This is a genomic window from Streptomyces sp. NBC_00354, assembly GCF_036106915.1.
Classification (GTDB): Bacteria; Actinomycetota; Actinomycetes; order Streptomycetales; family Streptomycetaceae; genus Streptomyces.
This window is the reverse complement of the sequence record NZ_CP107983.1, coordinates 7,153,444-7,171,362: the sequence shown is the minus strand read 5'-3', so window position 1 is coordinate 7,171,362 and position 17,919 is coordinate 7,153,444. Positions and strand designations below refer to the sequence as shown.

The following is a 17,919-nucleotide window of genomic DNA, read 5'->3' as shown; positions in this document are numbered from 1 at the left end:
AAGCCAGGCAAGATGGGGGGTGTGACCCTCATTGATCAGCTCCCGCCGAACGCCGACCCCGACGCCCTCTTCGAGGCTTTCTCCTCGTGGGCGGAGGATCAGGGCATCACCCTGTACCCGGCGCAGGAGGAGGCGCTGATCGAGGTCGTCTCCGGGGCGAATGTGATCTTGTCCACCCCGACCGGCTCCGGCAAGAGCCTCGTCGCGGCGGGCGCGCACTTCACCGCCCTCGCCCAGGACAAGGTGACCTTCTACACCGCCCCGATCAAGGCGCTGGTGTCGGAGAAGTTCTTCGACCTGTGCAAGCTCTTCGGCACCGAGAACGTCGGCATGCTGACCGGCGACGCCTCCGTGAACGCGGACGCCCCGGTGATCTGCTGCACCGCCGAGGTGCTGGCCTCCATCGCCCTGCGTGACGGCAAGTACGCCGACATCGGCCAGGTCGTCATGGACGAGTTCCACTTCTATGCCGAGCCGGACCGCGGATGGGCCTGGCAGATCCCGCTGCTGGAACTCCCGCAGGCGCAGTTCGTCCTGATGTCGGCGACGCTCGGCGACATGAAGCGGTTCGAGGAGGACCTGACCCGGCGCACCGGCCGGCCGACCTCGGTGGTCCGCTCCGCGACCCGGCCCGTGCCGCTGTCGTACGAGTACGTCACGACGCCGATCACCGACACGATCACCGAACTGCTGGAGACCCGGCAGGCCCCCGTCTACATCGTGCACTTCACGCAGGCCCAGGCGGTCGAGCGGGCGCAGTCGCTGATGAGCATCAACATGTGCACCCGCGAGGAGAAGGACAAGATCGCCGACCTGATCGGCAACTTCCGCTTCACCACCAAGTTCGGCCAGAACCTCTCCCGCTACGTCCGGCACGGCATCGGCGTCCACCACGCCGGCATGCTGCCCAAGTACCGGCGCCTGGTCGAGAAGCTGGCCCAGGCTGGCCTGCTGAAGGTCATCTGCGGTACCGACACCCTGGGCGTCGGCGTCAACGTCCCCATCCGCACGGTGCTGTTCACCGCGCTCACCAAGTACGACGGCAACCGGGTCCGCACGCTGCGCGCCCGCGAGTTCCACCAGATCGCCGGCCGCGCGGGCCGGGCCGGCTTCGACACGGCGGGCTATGTGGTCGCCCAGGCGCCCGAGCACGTCATCGAGAACGAGAAGGCGCTCGCGAAGGCCGGCGACGACCCGAAGAAGCGCCGCAAGGTGGTGCGCAAGAAGGCTCCCGAGGGCTTCGTCGCCTGGTCGGACACCACCTTCGAGAAGCTCATCGCCGCCGACCCGGAGCCGCTCACCTCCCGGTTCAAGGTCACCAACATCATGCTGCTGTCGGTCATCGCCCGTCCGGGCGATGCCTTCCAGGCGATGCGCCACCTCCTCGAGGACAACCACGAGCCGCGCAAGGCCCAGCTGCGCCACATCCGCCGGGCCATCGCGATCTACCGCTCGCTGCTGGACGGCGGCGTGGTCGAGAAGCTCGACACCCCCGACGCCGAGGGCCGCACGATCCGGCTCACCGTCGACCTCCAGCAGGACTTCGCGCTCAACCAGCCGCTGTCCACCTTCGCCCTGGCCTCCTTCGACCTGCTGGACCCCGAGTCCCCCTCCTACGCGCTGGACATGGTCTCCGTCGTCGAGTCCACGCTGGACGACCCGCGGCAGATCCTGGCCGCCCAGCAGAACAAGGAGCGCGGCATCGCCGTGGGCGCGATGAAGGCCGACGGGATCGAGTACGAGGAGCGGATGGAGCGTCTCCAGGACGTCACCTATCCCAAGCCGCTCGAAGAGCTCCTCTTCCACGCCTACGACGTGTACCGCAAGAGCCACCCGTGGGTCGGCGACCACCCGGTCTCCCCGAAGTCGATCATCCGCGACATGTACGAGCGCGCGATGACGTTCACCGAGTTCACCTCCTTCTACGAGCTCGCCCGCACCGAGGGCATCGTGCTGCGCTACCTGGCGGGGGCGTACAAGGCGCTGGACCACACCATCCCCGACGACCTCAAGTCCGAGGACCTCCAGGACCTCATCGCCTGGCTGGGCGAGCTCGTCCGCCAGGTCGACTCCAGCCTGCTCGACGAGTGGGAGCAGCTGGCGAACCCGGAGGTGGAGACGGCGGAGCAGGCCCAGGAGAAGGCCGACCAGGTCAAGCCGGTCACCGCGAACGCGCGCGCCTTCCGCGTCCTGGTCCGCAACGCCATGTTCCGCCGCGTGGAGCTCGCCGCGCTGGATCACGTCGACCAGCTGGGTGAGCTGGACGGCGAGGCCGGCTGGGACGCGGACGCCTGGGGCGAGGCCATGGACGCGTACTGGGACGAGTACGACGACCTGGGCACCGGCCCCGACGCGCGCGGCCCGAAGCTGCTCCAGATCGAGGAGGACCCGGCGCACGGCCTGTGGCGCGTCCGCCAGACCTTCGCGGACCCGAACGGGGACCATGGCTGGGGCATCAGCGCCGAGGTCGACCTCGCGGCCTCCGACGAGGAGGGCCGTGCGATCATCCGGCTGACCTCGGTCGGTGAGCTCGGCGCGCTCTGACCTCCCCCTGGACTCCGTCCGGGGGGAACCCCACCCGCAAGCGACCGGCCCCGCCGGCTCCGGTTTCCCGCCGGCGGCGCCCTGACCTGACAGTGGAGAACCTCTGATGACGAACCCGGCCGAGAGACTGGTCGATCTGCTCGACCTGGAGCAGATCGAGGTCAACATCTTCCGCGGCGCCAGCCCGCAGGAGTCCCTCCAGCGGGTCTTCGGCGGGCAGGTCGCCGGCCAGGCGCTGGTGGCCGCCGGCCGCACCACCGAGAGCAACCGCCCGGTCCACTCGCTGCACGCGTACTTCCTGCGCCCCGGCATCCCTGGGGTGCCGATCGTGTACCAGGTGGAGCGGGTGCGCGACGGGCGGTCCTTCACCACGCGCCGCGTCACCGCGGTCCAGCAGGGCAAGACGATCTTCAATCTCACCGCCTCCTTCCATCATCCGGAGGAGGGCAGCATCGAGCACCAGCTGCCTCCCCGACTCGACTTCCCCCACCCGGACGCACTCCCGAAGGTCGCGGACGAGATCCGCGAGCACTTGGGCGCGCTGCCCGAGGCGCTGGAGCGGATGGCCCGCCGCCAGCCGTTCGACATCCGGTACACGGACCGGCTCCGATGGACTCCCGAGGAGCTCAAGGACGCCGATCCGCGCAGCGCGGTGTGGATGCGCGCCGTCGGCCCGCTGGGCGACGACCCGCTGGTGCACACCTGCGCCCTCACCTACGCCAGCGACATGACCCTCCTCGACGCCGTGCGCATCCCCGTGGAACCCCTGTGGGGCATGCGCGGGTTCGACATGGCCTCGCTGGACCACGCCATGTGGTTCCACCGGCCGTTCCGCGCGGACGAGTGGTTCCTGTACGACCAGGAGTCGCCGATCGCGCACGGCGGCCGGGGCCTGGCCCGTGGCCGTATCTACGACCTCGAGGGCAGGCTGCTGGTCTCCGTGGTCCAGGAAGGCCTCTTCCGCCCGTACGCCGAGAACGCGGCCAAGCCGCCCGTGTCCCCCCAGTAGTCCGCCCCTCCCCGAAGAGCTGAGCACCCCCATGCCCACCCCGGCCCTCCCCTGCCCCTGCGGGCTGCCCGCCGCCTACCCGGAGTGCTGCGGCCGCTTCCACTGCGGTGCGCAGCAGGCGCCCACCGCCGAGCTGCTGATGCGCTCCCGCTTCAGTGCGTTCGCCGTCGGCGACACCGCCTATCTGCTGCGCTCCTGGCACTCGAACACCCGGCCCGCCCGTCTCGACCTGGATCCCGACCAGCGCTGGGAGCGTCTCGAGATCCTCGCCGCCGAGCGCGGCGGGATGTTCGAGACGGAGGGCTCGGTGGAGTTCCGGGCGTACTACCGCGAGGGCCGGCACGCCGGTTCCCTGCACGAGCACAGCGCCTTCACGCGCGAGGCCGGGGCCTGGGTCTACATCGGCCCCCTCTCCCCCGTCGACTTCGGCTGACCGCGCGCCCCGGTCAGCGCGAAGTCCAGGCTGGTGCGGTACCAGTGGATCTCGTCCGGTGGCTCCGCCCGTAACAGCCGGAGCGCCACGGCCGCGGCGGCCGGGATCTGCGGGTGCCCGTACGGCGGGGGCGGGGCGAGCGCGGCGAGCACGATCCGCTCCGCCGGATCCGGCACGGCCTCCCGCAGCTCGTCCGCCGGGAGTACGGAGGCCAGGACGGCAGCCCGCTCCCAGGGGTCGGCGGTTCGTCTCAGCAGCAGCCCCACATGCCGCGCGCGCCACTTCCGCGGCCGCAGATCCGCCCCGGCCGCCATCAGCTCCCGGTCCGCCGGGGGTGCGCTCCCGCGCAGCATCCCCGCTTCCCTGGCGGCGAACTCCCGCAGCTCCGCGGCCAGATAGAGCCACACCACCACCCGGTAGCGGTTGATCCGGTAGCCGACCGGGGTGATGTGCCCGCAGCGCGCGAGCCGGGTGAACCGGCCGGGGCTGATCCCCAGCACCCCGCCCGCGGCCTCGGCTCCGGCCACGGTCTCGACCCGCCCGCGCAGCGCGCCCGGGAACCCGTCCGCCGACCGGATCCGGTCCAGCTCCGCCCGCGTGTAGCGCGCGGCCCCGCCCGGCGCCGGCGGCCCTGCGCGCACGATGCCCAGCTGGACGGCCCGGGCGAACTCGGTCCGGGTCAGCCCCAGTTCCCCGGCGGCCCGGGCACCGCCCACCGCCGCATCCGGCAGCGGGTCCGCGTCCGCCCGTACCACCGCCGGCCCGTACGCCCGTACATCCGGCAGGGCCTGCGCCCTTGCATCCGGCAGCACGCGCCCCGACTGCGTCGCGACCTTCATGACGGTCTCCCCACGAGTGATGATTACTCTGTGTGAAGACCGTAACTCAGCGCTACGACACCGGCGAGGCCTGTGGATAACTCCGGGAAGGCCGGAAGACATCAGCCCCCGGTGATCCGCCGCTCCGCCACGCCCAGGTGCTCTCCCACCCGGTTGACCAGCAGCGTCATCTCGTACGCGACCTGACCGATGTCGGCCTCGGCGGCGCTGAGCACGCACAGCGAACTCCCCGCGCCCGCCGCCATGACGAACAGGACGCCGTCGTCGTATTCGACCATCGTCTGCCGTACCTCGCCGGCCCGGAAATGCCGGCCCGACCCCTTCGCCAGGCTCTGCAGCCCCGCCGCCACCGCGGCCAGGTGCTCCGCGTCCTCCCGAGCCAGCCCCGCGCTCGCACCCGTCACCAGGCCGTCGTTGGACAGCACCACCGCATGCCTGACCTGCTGGACCCTGCGCGTCAGGTCGTCGAGCAGCCAGTCCAGCTGCTTGTCCAGTGCCATTTCGAGCCCCTCCCCGTCGACGCCGCCGGCATGGCCGCGCCCCACCCCGCGTAGTAAGTGCACGCCAGCCTTCCCCACCAGCGCCTTTCGGGCAAGGAGGATGTGCGCATGGCGAAGAAGATGACTCAAGAGGAATGGCGGGCATTCGTCTCGTACGGGGCCCGCACCGGCAAGCTGTCCACCGTCCGCGAGGACGGCAGTCCGCACATCGCACCCATCTGGTTCGTTCTCGACGGCGATTCCCTCGTGTTCAACACCGGCAAGGGCACGGTCAAGGGCCGCAACCTGCTCCGCGACGGACGGGTCGCGCTCTGCGTCGACGACGACCGTCCGCCGTTCTCCTACGTCGTCCTCCAGGGGCGCGCCGAAATCAGCGAGGACCTGGAGGAGATGCTCCCCTGGGCGACGCGGATCAGCGCCCGTTACATGGGCGAGGAGCGTGCCGAGGCCTTCGGCCGTCGCAACGCCGTCCCCGGCGAACTCCTCGTCCGCGTCACCATCGACAAGGTGATCTCCGTTGACGGCGTGACCCACTGAGGCGAGCACCGCCGCCACCACCGTAGGCCCACTCACACCGAATCGGCCTGCGGCTCCACCGATTCGAGCAGCCGGGCGGTGTGCACCCGCCCGGCGTACTCGACCAGCCTGATCAGCACCTCCTTCCCCGAATCCTTGTCCCGCGCATCGCACAGCACCACCGGCGTCCCCGACTCCAGGTCCAGTGCCCGCGAGACCTCGTGCGCCCCGTACCTCCGCGCGTCCGTGAAGCAGTTGACGGCCACCACGAACGGGATGCGCCGGTGCTCGAAGTAGTCCACCGCCGGGAAGCAGTCCTCCAGCCGGCGGGTGTCCGCGAGCACCACGGCGCCCAGGGCACCCTGCGACAGCTCGTCCCACAGGAACCAGAACCGGTCCTGCCCCGGGGTCCCGAACAGGTAGAGCGACAGCCCGGACCGGATGGTGATCCGGCCGAAGTCCATGGCCACGGTCGTCGTCGTCTTCTGGGCGACCCCGCCCGTGTCGTCGACCAGTTCGCCCGCCTCGCTGAGCAGTTCCTCCGTCCGCAGCGGCCGGATCTCGCTGACCGCGCCGACCAGCGTGGTCTTGCCGACCCCGAACCCGCCGGCCACGAGTATCTTCAGCGAGAGCGCGGCCAGGTCCCCGTCGGCCTCCGGATCCTGATCCGGGTCGGGCACCGGGGCCGGTCCGCCCCGTCCGTCGTGGTGTTGTCCCATCACAGCGCTCGCAATCCCTCGATGACTTCACGCAGAATCCGCTCGTCCGGCAGCCGGGCGGGCGGCACCGGCCGGCTGACCTTGACGTGCCCGCCCTCCAACAGGTCCCCGAGCAGCACCCGCACCACGCCCACGGGCAGGTCCGCGTCCGCGGCGAGCTCCGCCACCGACTGGGTCTCGGACCGGCAGAGCCCGAGCAGTGCCCGGTGTTCGGGGCCCAGCAGCGACTCGGCTGCCGCATCCGTGCCCGCAGCGCCCTCGTTGTCCATGACGACCAGCGCGATCAGGTCGAACCGGACCCCGTGCGGACCCGGCTTCGTACGCCCGCCGGTCATGGCGTACGGACGGACGAGCGGGCCCGCGTCGGCGTCGTACCACTGGCCGTTCATTGACCGCCGCTCTCAGCCTGCGGCCGGCGGCCGCGCCGCGAACCGGGGCGGGGTGTAAAGGTGCTCCCCGACCCGCTTCACGAGCCGGGCCATCTCGTAGGCGATCAGCCCGATGTCGGCGCTCGCCGCGCTGAGGACGGCAAGGCAGGAGCCGTCCCCGGCGGCCGCGACGAAGAGGAACCCCTCGTCCATCTCCACCATCGTCTGGCGCACGCCCCCGACGTGGAAGTGCCGGCCCGCGCCCTTCGCCAGGCTGTGGAATCCGGAGGCCACGGCGGCCAGGTGCTCCGCGTCCTCCCGGCTGAGGGCGCTGGACGCGCCCACCGCCAGTCCGTCGTTGGACAGGACCACGGCATGCCGGACCTCGCGGACCCGGACCACCAGGTCGTCCAGCAGCCAGTCCAGTTCGCCGGACCTGCGGACGCCGTCGAGGTCGAATCTCTGGTGCTCGATCATCACACTTCTCCTTCACTACCTGCGTGGGCGGAGTTCTCCTGGGCCCCGCGGACCCAGCCGGCCCGGTAGGCCGCCATCCGGTCCCGGGCCTGCTCCGGACTGCGCCCCGGCAGGTCCTCGGACGGACGCGTCCCGGCCGGGGTCTTCGGGGCGGGGGTCTCGCGCAGCTGCGGGACCAGGCTGGCCTGGCGTACGCGGCGCGGCAGTTCGGTGACCGAGGCGCCGGGCACGGAGGCGGAGCCTCCGGCGAGCCGCGGGGCGGGTGCGGGCGAAGGCACCGGAGCGGAATCCTCCGCCGACGCCGGAACCGGTGCGGCCTGAGTACGGGCGGCCGCGCCCCCGGGACCCCGCGGCCGCAGCGAGGCCACCGGGGCCGGGCGCGGCTCCTCCCGTACGGGGCTGCGGTCCGGGAGCGGGATGCCGCGCCCGTCTTCCCGTACCGCCGAGCGGCGGACGTCGTCCCGTACGACGGTCATCGAGGGCGGCTGCGGTGCCGGCTCCCCCCGTCCCGCCGGTGCCTCGGCCAGCGGGTCCCGGTCCGGGGCCGCCGCCGGCGCGGAGCCGGTCTCGATCGCGCCCTGGAGCAGGGAATTCGGCAGGAGGACCACGGCGGTGGTGCCACCGTACGGTGACGTGCGCAGGTGCACCCGCACACCGTGCCGGGCCGAGAGCCGGCTGACCACGAAGAGCCCGAGCCGGTCGCTGTCGAACAGGTCGAGGGCCTCGGACTGTTCGATGCGCCGGTTGGCCTCGTGGAGGGTCTCGCGGCCCATGCCGAGCCCCCGGTCCTCGACCTCCAGGACGTATCCGGCGCCGACGGGCTCGCCGCTGACGCGGACCTTGGTGTGGGGTGGGGAGAACTGGGTGGCGTTCTCGATGAGTTCGGCGAGCAGGTGCGTGAGGTCGGCGACGGCGCCGCCGATCACGGCGGCCTCCGCCAGCTGGCGGACCTCGACGCGCGGGTAGTCCTCGATCTCGGAGACGGCGGCCCGTACGACGTTGGCCAGCGGGACCGGCATCCGCCAGGCGCGCCCGGGGGCGGCACCCGACAGGATGATCAGGCTCTCGGCGTGCCGGCGCATCCGCGTCGTGAGGTGGTCGAGGCGGAAGAGGTCGCCGAGTTCGCCGGGGTCGTCGGCGCGCCGCTCCATCGAGTCGAGCAGGGTGAGCTGCTTGTGCACCAGGACCTGGCTGCGGCGGGCGAGGTTGACGAAGACGCCGCTCACGCCGCTGGCGAGCTCGGCGCGCTCGACGGCTGCGCTGAGGGCCGCCCGGTGGACGGTGGCGAGCGCCTCGCCGACCTGGGTGATCTCGTCGTCGGCGGGCGGTCCGGGCGGGGTCTCGGCGTCGACGTCGATGTCCTGGCCTGCCCGCAGCCGGTCCATGGCGTGCGGGAGCTTGCGGTGGGCGATCTCCAGGGCGGTGTTGCGCAGCGAGACGAGTTCCACGACGAGGGCGCGGCCGATGCGGACGGAGATGACGAGGGAGGCGGCGACCGCGGCGAGGCCCAGCAGTACGGCGGCTCCGGCGGTGCTGAGCCCGGCCTGGGCGAGGGGGTCGGTGCGGTCGGCGGCTGCGGCGTGCGCGGCGGCCTCGATCTCGCGCATGGAGGTGCTGATGCTCGTGTACGCGGCGTCCCAGCCGGCGGGCACGCCGCGGGCCGCGTCCTTGGCCGACGCGGTGGCTGACCCGGCGGCCGTGCCCGTGGCCGTCCCCGCGGCAGCGACCACCCGGTCCTCGGCAGCGGTCAGTTCGGTGTAGGCGGCGCTCTTGGCCACCGACTGCCAGGCGGCCTGCTGGGCGGCGGGCAGGTCGTCGGCGGAACTCGCGGTGAGAGCGCGGCGGGTCTCGACGATGCCGGTGAGCCGTCGAAGCGTTTCGGCGGTGCGCGGGCCGGGCGCGGCGATCAGCGCGTCCTCACGGGAGAGGAGTTCCCCGGCGCGGGCGAATTCGAGCAGGACGCGGGCATCGGGGCCGAGTTCGGCCTTCTGGCCGCCGGAGAGGGATCCGTCGACGGAGAGGGCGCTGTCCACCACGCGGGTGTACGTCTCGTACGCCGCGTCCGTGGTCGCACGCCGGTCCCCGACGTCCTTGCGGGTGGAGCCGAGTCCCTCCGCCGCGGCCACGAAGGCCCCGACCCGGACGACGACCTCGGTGCGGTAGTCGCCGGATTCGGCGACGGTGTGCCGGTCGCCGAGCCGCAGCCGCGCGACCGCGGCGTCGGTGCGCCGCGACTGCTGTTCCAGGGCGGCGCCCTGGTCGGCGGTGGGGTCGGCCAGGTAGCGGACGGCGGCGCGCCGTTCGGCCTGCAGCTCGTTGACGGCGGCCGCGACGGGGGTGCGTATCTGCTCGTCGACCCGCTGGACGCGCGTGAGCCGGGCGATGTCCTGGGCGGTGCTGACGGTCGCGAAGCCCCAGAGGGCGAGTAGCGAGACGACCGGGACCATCAGGAGCGACACGATCTTCGCGCGGACGGTGGCGGGGCGCAGCCGCAGCCGGCGGGACCTGCGATCGGCGTCAGCCGCCGGGGCGGGACGGCCGGACTGCCGGTCCTGCCGCGCCGCCGGCTCCTCGGCGGGCGGTCCGGCGTGCGCCCGGCGGCCGCGCGCCGGGGGCGCGGGCAGCTGCGGCGCCGCTGCTTCCGGTGGTCTGCGGGGTGTGCGCATGGGCTCCTCGTTCGGGGTGCGGTCCAGCGGGGTCGAGTCGGGGAGTCGGGCAGGGTCGGGCCGGCGGGCCGATCAGGCTGAGGTCAGCGGTTCAGCGGGCCGGCGCGGCCGGCGCGGCGGGCGCAGCGGAGGGTGCCTGCTCGCCCAGGTGCCGGGCGGCCGAGGCGGAGGCGGCACGCTCGTCCGCGGTCGGGGACAGCGCGACGAACGCGGAGGTGATGAAGAGGTACGAGCCGAGCCCGACGGCGAGCGGGAAGATGAACTGCATCGCGGTGGCGCCCGGCAGGGCATGGTCCGAGGGGACGACGCGGACGGCGACCGCCATCATCCCGGTGTAGTGCATGCTGCTGACGGCGGCGCCCATGACGAGCGAGGCGACGGCCACGGCGGCCGGCGCCTTGATGTTGAGCGCGGCCCACAGTGCGGCGGTGGCCGCGACGACGGCGATGGCGACCGAGAGCCCGACCGTGAGCGGGTCGTACGAGATGCTGCCGTGCAGGCGCAGGGCGGCCATGCCGAGGTAGTGCATGCTGGCGACGCCGAGGCCGGTGGTGAGCCCGCCGAGGACCAGGGCGCGGCCGCGCTCCCTGCCGTAGCCGACGGCGAAGACGCCGGCGCCGACGACGATCATGGCGACGAGCAGGCTGAGGATGGTCAGCGGCACGTTGTAGTGGATCTCGGTGCCGGTGACGTTGAAGCCGAGCATCGCGACGAAGTGCATCGTCCAAATGCCGGTGCCGATGGCGGAGGCCGCGGTGAGGAGCCAGTTGCGGCGGGAGGATCCGGTCGTCGCGGCGAGTGCGCGGACGGTGCAGCGCAGCCCGAGGGCGGCGCCGATGGATGCCATCACATATGACAGTACGGGTGTCAGCCAGCCATAGGCCGCGTGGTCGAGGTGTCCCATGGCCCCGGGACGCTAGTCCGGGTGAGGGCACGAACAAGGGGCGCATTTCGAAAGCAGCTGGAACTGCTGGAATATGACAGAGCTACGTTCAACTTCGATCACGCCACGTGCCACCTTGCGCACCCACCGCACGCACTGCACGCACTGCACGCACTGCACACGCAGCTCGGACCGCTGACACCCCGGGCACAAGGCCGTGGGGGATCATGTCCACATGAGCGAAGACCACACGCACGTGCAGGAGTTCTTCGGGGCACGCGCCGCCGACTGGGACCGGAAGTTCCCGGATGACGGGCCCGCGTTCACGACCGCCGTGGCCGAGTTCGGCCTGCGTCCCGGGGACCGCGTGCTCGACGCGGGCTGCGGAACCGGCCGGGCGCTGCCGGCGCTGCGCGCCGCCGTCGGCCCGGCCGGCACGGTGCTCGGCGCGGACCTCACCCCGCAGATGCTGGCCGCCGCGCGGCAGGCCGGGCGGGGCGCGCAGGGCACGCTGCTGCTCGCGGACGTGGCCCGGCTGCCGCTGCGCGACGGGGTGCTCGACGCCGTCTTCGCCGCAGGGCTGATCGCGCACCTGCCCGACCCGGAGGCGAACCTGCGGGAGCTCGCCCGCGTCGTGCGCCCCGGCGGCGGGCTCGCCCTGTTCCACCCGATCGGGCGAGCGGCCCTCGCGGCACGGCAGGGACGCGAGCTGACGCCCGACGACCGGCGGGCCGAACACAACCTCGGCCCGCTGCTGGCCGGTTCGGGCTGGGACATGACCTCGTACGCCGACGAGGACGCCCGCTTCCTGGCGCTCGCGGTGCGCCGCGCCTGACCCGCACACCCTTCACGCACTTTTGTACGTCGGCACCTCGCCCGGGGTCCGCGGAGGCGCCCCGGATCACGCCGGAGGCTGGGCCTCGGCCCCGGCCGGCCGGCGGGGATGCGGCACGGGGCATCCCCCCGAGCCGGGCATGGGAAACGTGCCGAGCTCGCCCACGTCGTAGCCGTGGGGGTAGCCCTTGATCTCCGGGTTCTGCCGGGCGTAGTGCGGGGCCTTGCGCGGCGGCAGCAGCCGGACGGCGCGGCCGCGCAGCTTCAGGGCACCCCGGAACAGCGCCTTGACCTGGGGGCGGGGGCTCTCGTAGCGGAAGGCGGACAGCAGCGGCTCGTCGAGGAGGGAGAGGCTCAGTGCGCGCACCGCGGGGGCGAGCGGAGCCGGGTACCAGGAAGCCATCAGGCCGATGGTGGAGTCGGCGACCTTGCGGCCGCCCTCGTCCCAGCCGAAGTGGGCGTCCTCGTAGGCGTTCAGGGTCTCCTCGAACTCCTCGTAGGAGCCCGGGATGTCCGTGATGCCCAGGTGCCGACCGAGTTCGGCGTAGTAGTTCGCGCTGGCCCGGCGCTCGTGGTGGGTCATCGGGCGCCAGCCGTAGGCGTCCAGCCAGCGCACCGGAATCACCACGAAAGTGCACAGGACGTAGCGCATGTCCTCGTTGCCGATGTCGTAGGCGCGGTGCATCTGGTTGACGCGGCGGATCGCGGTGCGCGCGGTCTCGCTCTCGAATCCGTGCTCCACGACGGCGTCGAGGAGCAGCGCGGTGTCGTCGTAGCGTTTCTGCGGGCGGTCGGTGAACTCGGCGGTCTCGGCCAGCAGGCGGCCGATGCCGGGTACCGCGTAGGTGCGGAAGAGGGCGAGCTCCAGCGCACGGGTGAAGTCCCAGGGGAACTCGTAGGTGGCGGTGAGCCGGTAGATGGTGAGGAAGTCCTTGTCGGGGTCGAGACGGAGGATCTCCCTCAGCCGGTCGTAACGCTGCACCGGTGTCCCTTTCTGTGGCGGGGACCCAACTCTACGTGCAGGTAGCGGGCTTGGAAATCGTCGCCCGCAGGCTCTCGACGCGGGGGTTACCCGCTGGTTAGGGTGCGCCGACGAGAGAGCGACCGGGAGGCCACGTGTCCGACGAGGAGGAGGGCGGTTCGCTCTATGTGCTGACCGCCGTGCTGCTGACCCCTGCGCAGTTCCCGAGCATCCTGGGCGACGATTTCCCGGAGGCCTGCGCACTGCTGGGTGTGAAGCCGGTGGCGCGGGGGTACGGGCTGGTGCTCGGCCAGGACGAGGAGGGTGCGCGCTGGACCGTCGTCGTGGACGACGTCTCGCTCGTGGCCATGGCGATCGCCTCCTGGGACTGCGGCATGGAGTACGACCTGTCGCCGGACGAACGGACGATCGTGGTCTCGCTGGCGGGCTGGCCGCTGGACCTGTCGGTGGCGACGCCGGGGGTCCCGGATCCGCACGATCCGGAGCAGGGTGCCGACGGCACCGGGCGGGTGCCGCTGGCGCCGCCCTCCGCCGAGGCGTGGGGGCCGGTGCAGCGGCGCATGGGCGCGGACCAGATCGCCCGGGAGTGGCCCGACTGGCGCGAGCGCGTCGCGACGGACGGCGGGGCGGCGGCCGCGGCGCACCCCGGGCTCGCGCGGGCGCTCGAGGAGGCCGTGGAGTACACGCAGACCCCGCCGCCGCCCGGCCGGGTGCGGTCGTCCTTCGCGGGCGAGGGGGCGCGGACCCTGCGGGTGGACGGCCCCGGGTGGTCGCTGGTGGCCCGCACCGACGAAGCGGCCTTCGTACTGCTGGACGAGGAGGCGGGCGAGGTGCTCGCGGTCCCCCGCGACGGGGATCCCGATCTCGGTCTGCCGAAACTGCCGGAGCTGCTGGCGGAGCTGGACCGCATCGCCGTACGCCCGGTCTGAACCCGAGGGAGACGCTGTGCTGGTGGAGTCGGAGCCGGTGGCCGTGGTGGTGGGCGGCCGCGCGGAGGTCGTCGACGACGACTGGGGGCGGGAGACGGCCGTGATCCGCGTGGACGCCGGACGGTTCGGCCCGGAGGCCCTGTACGGGCTGGCGGAGTTCTCGCACCTCGAGGTCGTCTACCACTTCGACCGCGTCCCGGTGGAGAAGGTCGAGACGGGCGCGCGGCACCCCCGGGGGAACCCGGACTGGCCGCTGGTCGGCATCTTCGCCCAGCGCGGCAAGAACAGGCCGAACCGGCTGGGTGTCTCCCGGTGCCGGATCCTGAAGGTGGACGGTCTGGACGTGCACGTGGAGGGCCTGGACGCGGTGGACGGCACCCCGGTGCTCGACCTGAAGCCGTACCTGGCCGAATTCGGCCCGCGCGGAGAACTGCGCCAGCCGGAGTGGGCCACGACGCTGATGCGGGACTACTACTGACCCCGGCCCGCCGCGACGGGGCGCGGGCCCGGACGCCCCGCCCAGGCCCGGGCCGCTAGGTCGTGTCGTCAAAGTATCGTCTGGCTGGCGGGGTCTGGCACGCACGCTCGCCGCGTTGTCGTCGGTCAACGACGTCCCCCAGCTACCGCTGGGAGGTGCCCCCACCGCGTCGCTTCCCTCCTCCGCCTTGCGATCGCACGCACCAGACCCCGCCAGCCCCGCCCTTCCGGGCGGCCGACGCCACTTTGACGACACTCCCTAGGCCGGCCCCGGGTCCGGGTGGTCATGGGCGGATGCGGCCGCGCCCGCTCAGCGGCCGAGCTGCTTCTTGGATATACCCCGCAGACGACGCCGCTGGGAGGAGTCCAGCAGCAGGTAGGCGGCCGCCGGCACCCCGATCAGGACCAGCAGCCCTGCCCAGAACCCGACCGTCCAGAACAACACGATGGCTGCCGCGACTCCGGCAACCGCGACCTTGCCGCGCTTGGACATCTGCGGACACCTCCAGCTGTCGTCGACCACTATCCCCTCAACGCGCCACCGCGACCAGGCGTTCCCGGAGCCTGCCACGGGCAGGAGCCGTTCCCGCGCCGCATCCGCGTCCGGTGGGCGGTCCCGGGAACGCACCACCGGCTCCGGCTGCGCGGGCACCGGCCGCGAGCAGCTGTACCCGGCGGCGTTTCGGCACCGCGTGGCCGACGCAGTGCTTGCCGGGGCTCGGGCGCGGGACGACGATGGGGGCGCTCCGGACACGACACCGCGGCACCACGGGAGGGTGACATGGACGATCCGTCGGTGGCGCTGCCGGGCGGGGCCGATCCCGCCGAGCGCACGCGCGTGCTTCGCCGGGCGCACACCGCGTTCACGCAGGACGGGCTGGTCGAGGCCCCGGTCCGGGCGGTGATCGCGAACTCCTGGCGGCGGTGCGCCCGGGCCCGGGTCGGCCCGGAGTGCACGCCCCGGGTGGACTTGGCGGAGGCGGAACTGCGGTCGTACCGCGCGCAGCACCCGCTGGCCCGGGTGATGCCGGTGTTCCGGGACCTCGTAGGTGCCTTCGCGGCGCACGGGGCCCATCTGCTGGCGGTGTGCGACGCGCGGGGCAGCCTGCTGTGGGTGGAGGGCGAGACGGCCACGCTGCGCCGGGCAGAGGGGCTCGGCTTCGTACCGGGCGCGCGCTGGGCCGAGGCGGCGATGGGGACCAACGCCCCGGGTACGGCGGTCGCCGTCGGGCAGCCGGTCCAGGTCTTCGGGGCCGAGCACTTCAGCCGCCCGGTCCACCCCTGGACGTGTGCGGCGGCCCCGGTGCGCGACCCCCGTACCGGCCGGCTGCTCGGCGCGGTGGACATCACCGGCGGCGACAGCCTGGCCCATCCGCACTCCCTCGCCTTCGTGCAGGCGGTGGCCCGGGCAGCGGAGGCCCAGCTGGCGCTGCTGGACCCGTTCCCGCAGGGCGCCGGGGACACCCTCGGCTCCCTCGGCCGGGACGAGGCCCTGCTGGTCGGCGGTGACGGCGCGAGGATCCGGCTGGGGCGGCGGCACAGCGAGATCATGGCGCTCCTCGCGCACCACCCCGAGGGGCTGTCGGGCGAGGAGCTGGCGATCGCGCTGTACGAGGACGAGTCGGTGTCACCGGTGACCCTGCGCGCCGAAATGTCACGGCTGCGCGGGCTGCTGGGGTCCCGCGCCCCGCTCTCGCGGCCTTACCGTACGGCGGCGCCGCTGGAGGCGGACTTCACCGTCGTGACCCGCAACCTGGCGGCCGGCGCCGTGTCGGCGGCGCTCCACCACTACGCGGGCCCGCTGCTCCCCGGCTCGACCGCGCCGGGCATCGTCCGGCTGCGGCGCCGGATCGAGGACCAGGCACGGGCCGCCGTGATCGCCCGGGCGGACGTAGGGCTGCTGACGGACTGGGTGTGCGCCCCGTGGGGCGCGGACGATGCGGCGGTGTGGCGGGCGCTGGCCGCCGCGCTGCCGCCGGAGGGACGCCCGGCCGCGCTGGCCCGCATACGGGCACTCGACAGCGAACTCGGCACCGCAGGCCCTCACCCCACCACCGCATCCGTACCCGTACCCGGCGCCGAACCGCCCACCGTCCGGCGGGAGTCGGCGCGGCCGGGCCGTGCAACGTATCCGCAACCTGCCCGCTCCTAGCCTCCTCCCGAGCGCTGTCCGACGGCGGCCGGCGCCCGGCAAGGGGAGGACACCATGGCCCGTTACGCTGCGCCCGGTACCGAAGGCGCGCTCATGTCGTACGCGTCCCGCTACGGCCACTTCATCGGTGGCGAGTACGTCGAGCCCGCCCGCGGCGGATACTTCGCCAATCCCTCTCCCGTCAACGGCCAGCCGTTCACCGAAGTCGCGCGCGGCACTGCCGAGGACGTGGAGCGGGCGCTCGACGCGGCGCACGCGGCCGCGCCCGCCTGGGGGCGCACCTCGGTCGCCGAGCGCTCGACCGTCCTGCTGCGCATCGCGGACCGGATGGAGCAGAACCTGGAGGCCTTGGCGGTCGCGGAGACCTGGGAGAACGGCAAGCCGATCCGGGAGACCCTCGCCGCCGACATGCCGCTGGCCATCGACCAGTTCCGCTACTTCGCGGGCGCGCTGCGCGCCCAGGAGGGCGCGCTCAGCCAGCTCGACGACGACACGGTCGCCTACCACTTCCACGAGCCGCTGGGCGTCGTCGGGCAGATCATCCCGTGGAACTTCCCGATCCTGATGGCGGTGTGGAAGCTGGCTCCGGCGCTCGCGGCGGGGAACACGGTGGTGCTGAAACCGGCCGAGCAGACCCCGGCCTCGGTGCACTACTGGCTGAGCCTGGTGGCGGACCTGCTGCCGCCGGGCGTGGTGAACATCGTCAACGGCTTCGGCGAGGAGGCGGGCAAGCCGCTGGCGTCCAGCCCGCGCGTGGCGAAGATCGCGTTCACCGGGGAGACGTCCACGGGGCGGCTGATCATGCAGTACGCGGCGGAGCACCTCAAGCCGGTCACCCTCGAACTCGGCGGCAAGAGCCCGAACCTCTTCTTCGACGACATCTGGACCACCGACGACGACCTGCGCGACAAGGCCCTTGAGGGCTTCACCATGTTCGCCCTGAACCAGGGCGAGGTGTGCACGAGCCCCTCCCGCGCGCTGATCGAGCGCGGCCGGTACGGCGACTTCCTCGACGCGGCGGTCGCACGCACCGAACTGATCGTGCCCGGACACCCGTTGGACACGGACACGATGATCGGAGCGCAGGCCTCCGAGGAGCAGCTGCGCAAGGTCCTCTCGTACGTGGAGATCGGCCAGCAGGAAGGCGCGAAGATCCTCACCGGCGGGCAGCGGATCGACCACGGCGGCGACCTGGCCGGCGGCTTCTACGTGGAACCGACGATCTTCGAGGGCGACAACCGGATGCGGATCTTCCAGGAGGAGATCTTCGGCCCGGTCGTTTCGGTGACGTCCTTCCAGGACTTCGACGACGCCGTCCGGATCGCCAACGACACGGCGTACGGCCTGGGCGCCGGCGTCTGGACCCGCGACATCAACACCGCCTACCGCGCGGGCCGCGCGATCCAGGCGGGCCGCGTCTGGACGAACTGCTACCACGCCTACCCGGCCCATGCTGCTTTCGGAGGGACGAAGCAGTCCGGCATCGGTCGAGAGACCCACAAGATGATGCTGGAGCACTACCAGTGGACCAAGAACCTTCTCGTCAGCTACTCGCCGAAGAGGCTCGGGTTCTTCTGAGCGTCTTCGGAAG

The 17,919-nt window shown here is 72.7% G+C and carries 18 protein-coding genes; 9 read left to right on the top strand and 9 right to left on the bottom strand.

Annotated features, from left to right (window positions below):
• The first annotated feature begins 21 nt into the window (after nucleotides 1-21).
• From OHT74_RS32925 to OHT74_RS32915, 3 genes are all read left to right on the top strand, one after another.
• On the top strand, nucleotides 22-2,544 hold the full coding sequence (locus tag OHT74_RS32925) for a DEAD/DEAH box helicase (protein ID WP_266669567.1): 2,523 nt from the start codon (nucleotides 22-24) through the stop codon (nucleotides 2,542-2,544).
• Between the two features lie 106 nt (nucleotides 2,545-2,650).
• Entirely contained in the window at nucleotides 2,651-3,553 is a 903-nt protein-coding gene (locus OHT74_RS32920) for an acyl-CoA thioesterase (protein ID WP_267001070.1), read from the top strand.
• A gap of 31 nt (nucleotides 3,554-3,584) precedes the next feature.
• A complete protein-coding gene (locus OHT74_RS32915; protein WP_328622189.1) occupies nucleotides 3,585-3,986 on the top strand; it encodes a YchJ family protein in 402 nt (133 codons plus the stop codon).
• Here OHT74_RS32915 and OHT74_RS32910 read toward each other — a convergent pair.
• Complete coding sequence (locus tag OHT74_RS32910; RefSeq protein WP_266669563.1) at nucleotides 3,950-4,825, bottom strand: DUF6397 family protein; 876 nt, start codon at nucleotides 4,823-4,825, stop codon at nucleotides 3,950-3,952. The two genes, OHT74_RS32915 and OHT74_RS32910, sit on opposite strands and share 37 nt — an antisense overlap.
• 101 nt (nucleotides 4,826-4,926) lie before the next feature.
• Nucleotides 4,927-5,325 (bottom strand): roadblock/LC7 domain-containing protein, encoded by a 399-nt coding sequence (locus tag OHT74_RS32905; RefSeq protein ID WP_030296771.1) that lies wholly within the window; start codon nucleotides 5,323-5,325, stop codon nucleotides 4,927-4,929.
• 108 nt (nucleotides 5,326-5,433) lie between these two features.
• Between OHT74_RS32905 and OHT74_RS32900 the strand changes: the two genes are divergently transcribed.
• Complete coding sequence (locus tag OHT74_RS32900) at nucleotides 5,434-5,862, top strand: PPOX class F420-dependent oxidoreductase (protein WP_328622188.1); 429 nt, start codon at nucleotides 5,434-5,436, stop codon at nucleotides 5,860-5,862.
• A 32-nt stretch (nucleotides 5,863-5,894) separates the two neighbouring features.
• Here OHT74_RS32900 and OHT74_RS32895 read toward each other — a convergent pair whose 3' ends face one another.
• The 5 genes from OHT74_RS32895 to OHT74_RS32875 form a co-directional block, all read right to left on the bottom strand.
• Complete coding sequence (locus tag OHT74_RS32895; protein WP_328622187.1) at nucleotides 5,895-6,560, bottom strand: GTP-binding protein; 666 nt, start codon at nucleotides 6,558-6,560, stop codon at nucleotides 5,895-5,897.
• Nucleotides 6,560-6,949 carry a DUF742 domain-containing protein gene (locus tag OHT74_RS32890; protein ID WP_053790779.1) on the bottom strand — a complete coding sequence of 130 codons (390 nt, stop codon included), beginning with the start codon at nucleotides 6,947-6,949 and terminating at the stop codon, nucleotides 6,560-6,562. The genes OHT74_RS32895 and OHT74_RS32890 overlap by 1 nt, the downstream gene beginning before the upstream one ends.
• A gap of 12 nt (nucleotides 6,950-6,961) precedes the next feature.
• Nucleotides 6,962-7,405: a roadblock/LC7 domain-containing protein gene (locus OHT74_RS32885; protein ID WP_266631662.1), complete on the bottom strand. Its 444-nt coding sequence runs from the start codon at nucleotides 7,403-7,405 to the stop codon at nucleotides 6,962-6,964.
• Complete coding sequence (locus OHT74_RS32880) at nucleotides 7,405-10,071, bottom strand: sensor histidine kinase (protein WP_328622186.1); 2,667 nt, start codon at nucleotides 10,069-10,071, stop codon at nucleotides 7,405-7,407. The genes OHT74_RS32885 and OHT74_RS32880 overlap by 1 nt, the downstream gene beginning before the upstream one ends.
• Nucleotides 10,072-10,162: 91 nt before the next feature.
• Complete coding sequence (locus OHT74_RS32875; RefSeq protein WP_328622185.1) at nucleotides 10,163-10,975, bottom strand: MHYT domain-containing protein; 813 nt, start codon at nucleotides 10,973-10,975, stop codon at nucleotides 10,163-10,165.
• Between the two features lie 214 nt (nucleotides 10,976-11,189).
• On the opposite strand from OHT74_RS32875, the gene OHT74_RS32870 reads away from it, so the two are divergent.
• Nucleotides 11,190-11,789 carry a class I SAM-dependent methyltransferase gene (locus OHT74_RS32870; RefSeq protein WP_267001054.1) on the top strand — a complete coding sequence of 200 codons (600 nt, stop codon included), beginning with the start codon at nucleotides 11,190-11,192 and terminating at the stop codon, nucleotides 11,787-11,789.
• Nucleotides 11,790-11,855: 66 nt separating this feature from the next.
• On the opposite strand, the gene OHT74_RS32865 is transcribed toward OHT74_RS32870, so the two are convergent.
• Nucleotides 11,856-12,770 carry an oxygenase MpaB family protein gene (locus OHT74_RS32865; protein WP_328622184.1) on the bottom strand — a complete coding sequence of 305 codons (915 nt, stop codon included), beginning with the start codon at nucleotides 12,768-12,770 and terminating at the stop codon, nucleotides 11,856-11,858.
• Nucleotides 12,771-12,904: 134 nt separating this feature from the next.
• Between OHT74_RS32865 and OHT74_RS32860 the strand changes: the two genes are divergently transcribed.
• Nucleotides 12,905-13,699: a hypothetical protein gene (locus OHT74_RS32860; protein WP_328622183.1), complete on the top strand. Its 795-nt coding sequence runs from the start codon at nucleotides 12,905-12,907 to the stop codon at nucleotides 13,697-13,699.
• Nucleotides 13,700-13,721: 22 nt separating this feature from the next.
• Nucleotides 13,722-14,177 (top strand): SAM-dependent methyltransferase, encoded by a 456-nt coding sequence (locus OHT74_RS32855; protein WP_328623440.1) that lies wholly within the window; start codon nucleotides 13,722-13,724, stop codon nucleotides 14,175-14,177.
• Between the two features lie 309 nt (nucleotides 14,178-14,486).
• On the opposite strand, the gene OHT74_RS32850 is transcribed toward OHT74_RS32855, so the two are convergent.
• Nucleotides 14,487-14,669, bottom strand: a complete 183-nt coding sequence (locus OHT74_RS32850; protein WP_266669547.1) for a hypothetical protein — start codon at nucleotides 14,667-14,669, stop codon at nucleotides 14,487-14,489.
• A gap of 288 nt (nucleotides 14,670-14,957) precedes the next feature.
• On the opposite strand from OHT74_RS32850, the gene OHT74_RS32845 reads away from it, so the two are divergent.
• Both OHT74_RS32845 and exaC read left to right on the top strand, forming a co-directional pair.
• Complete coding sequence (locus OHT74_RS32845) at nucleotides 14,958-16,328, top strand: GAF domain-containing protein (protein WP_328622182.1); 1,371 nt, start codon at nucleotides 14,958-14,960, stop codon at nucleotides 16,326-16,328.
• 54 nt (nucleotides 16,329-16,382) lie between these two features.
• Entirely contained in the window at nucleotides 16,383-17,906 is a 1,524-nt protein-coding gene (gene exaC / locus OHT74_RS32840; RefSeq protein ID WP_328622181.1) for an acetaldehyde dehydrogenase ExaC, read from the top strand.
• Nucleotides 17,907-17,919: the final 13 nt, after the last annotated feature.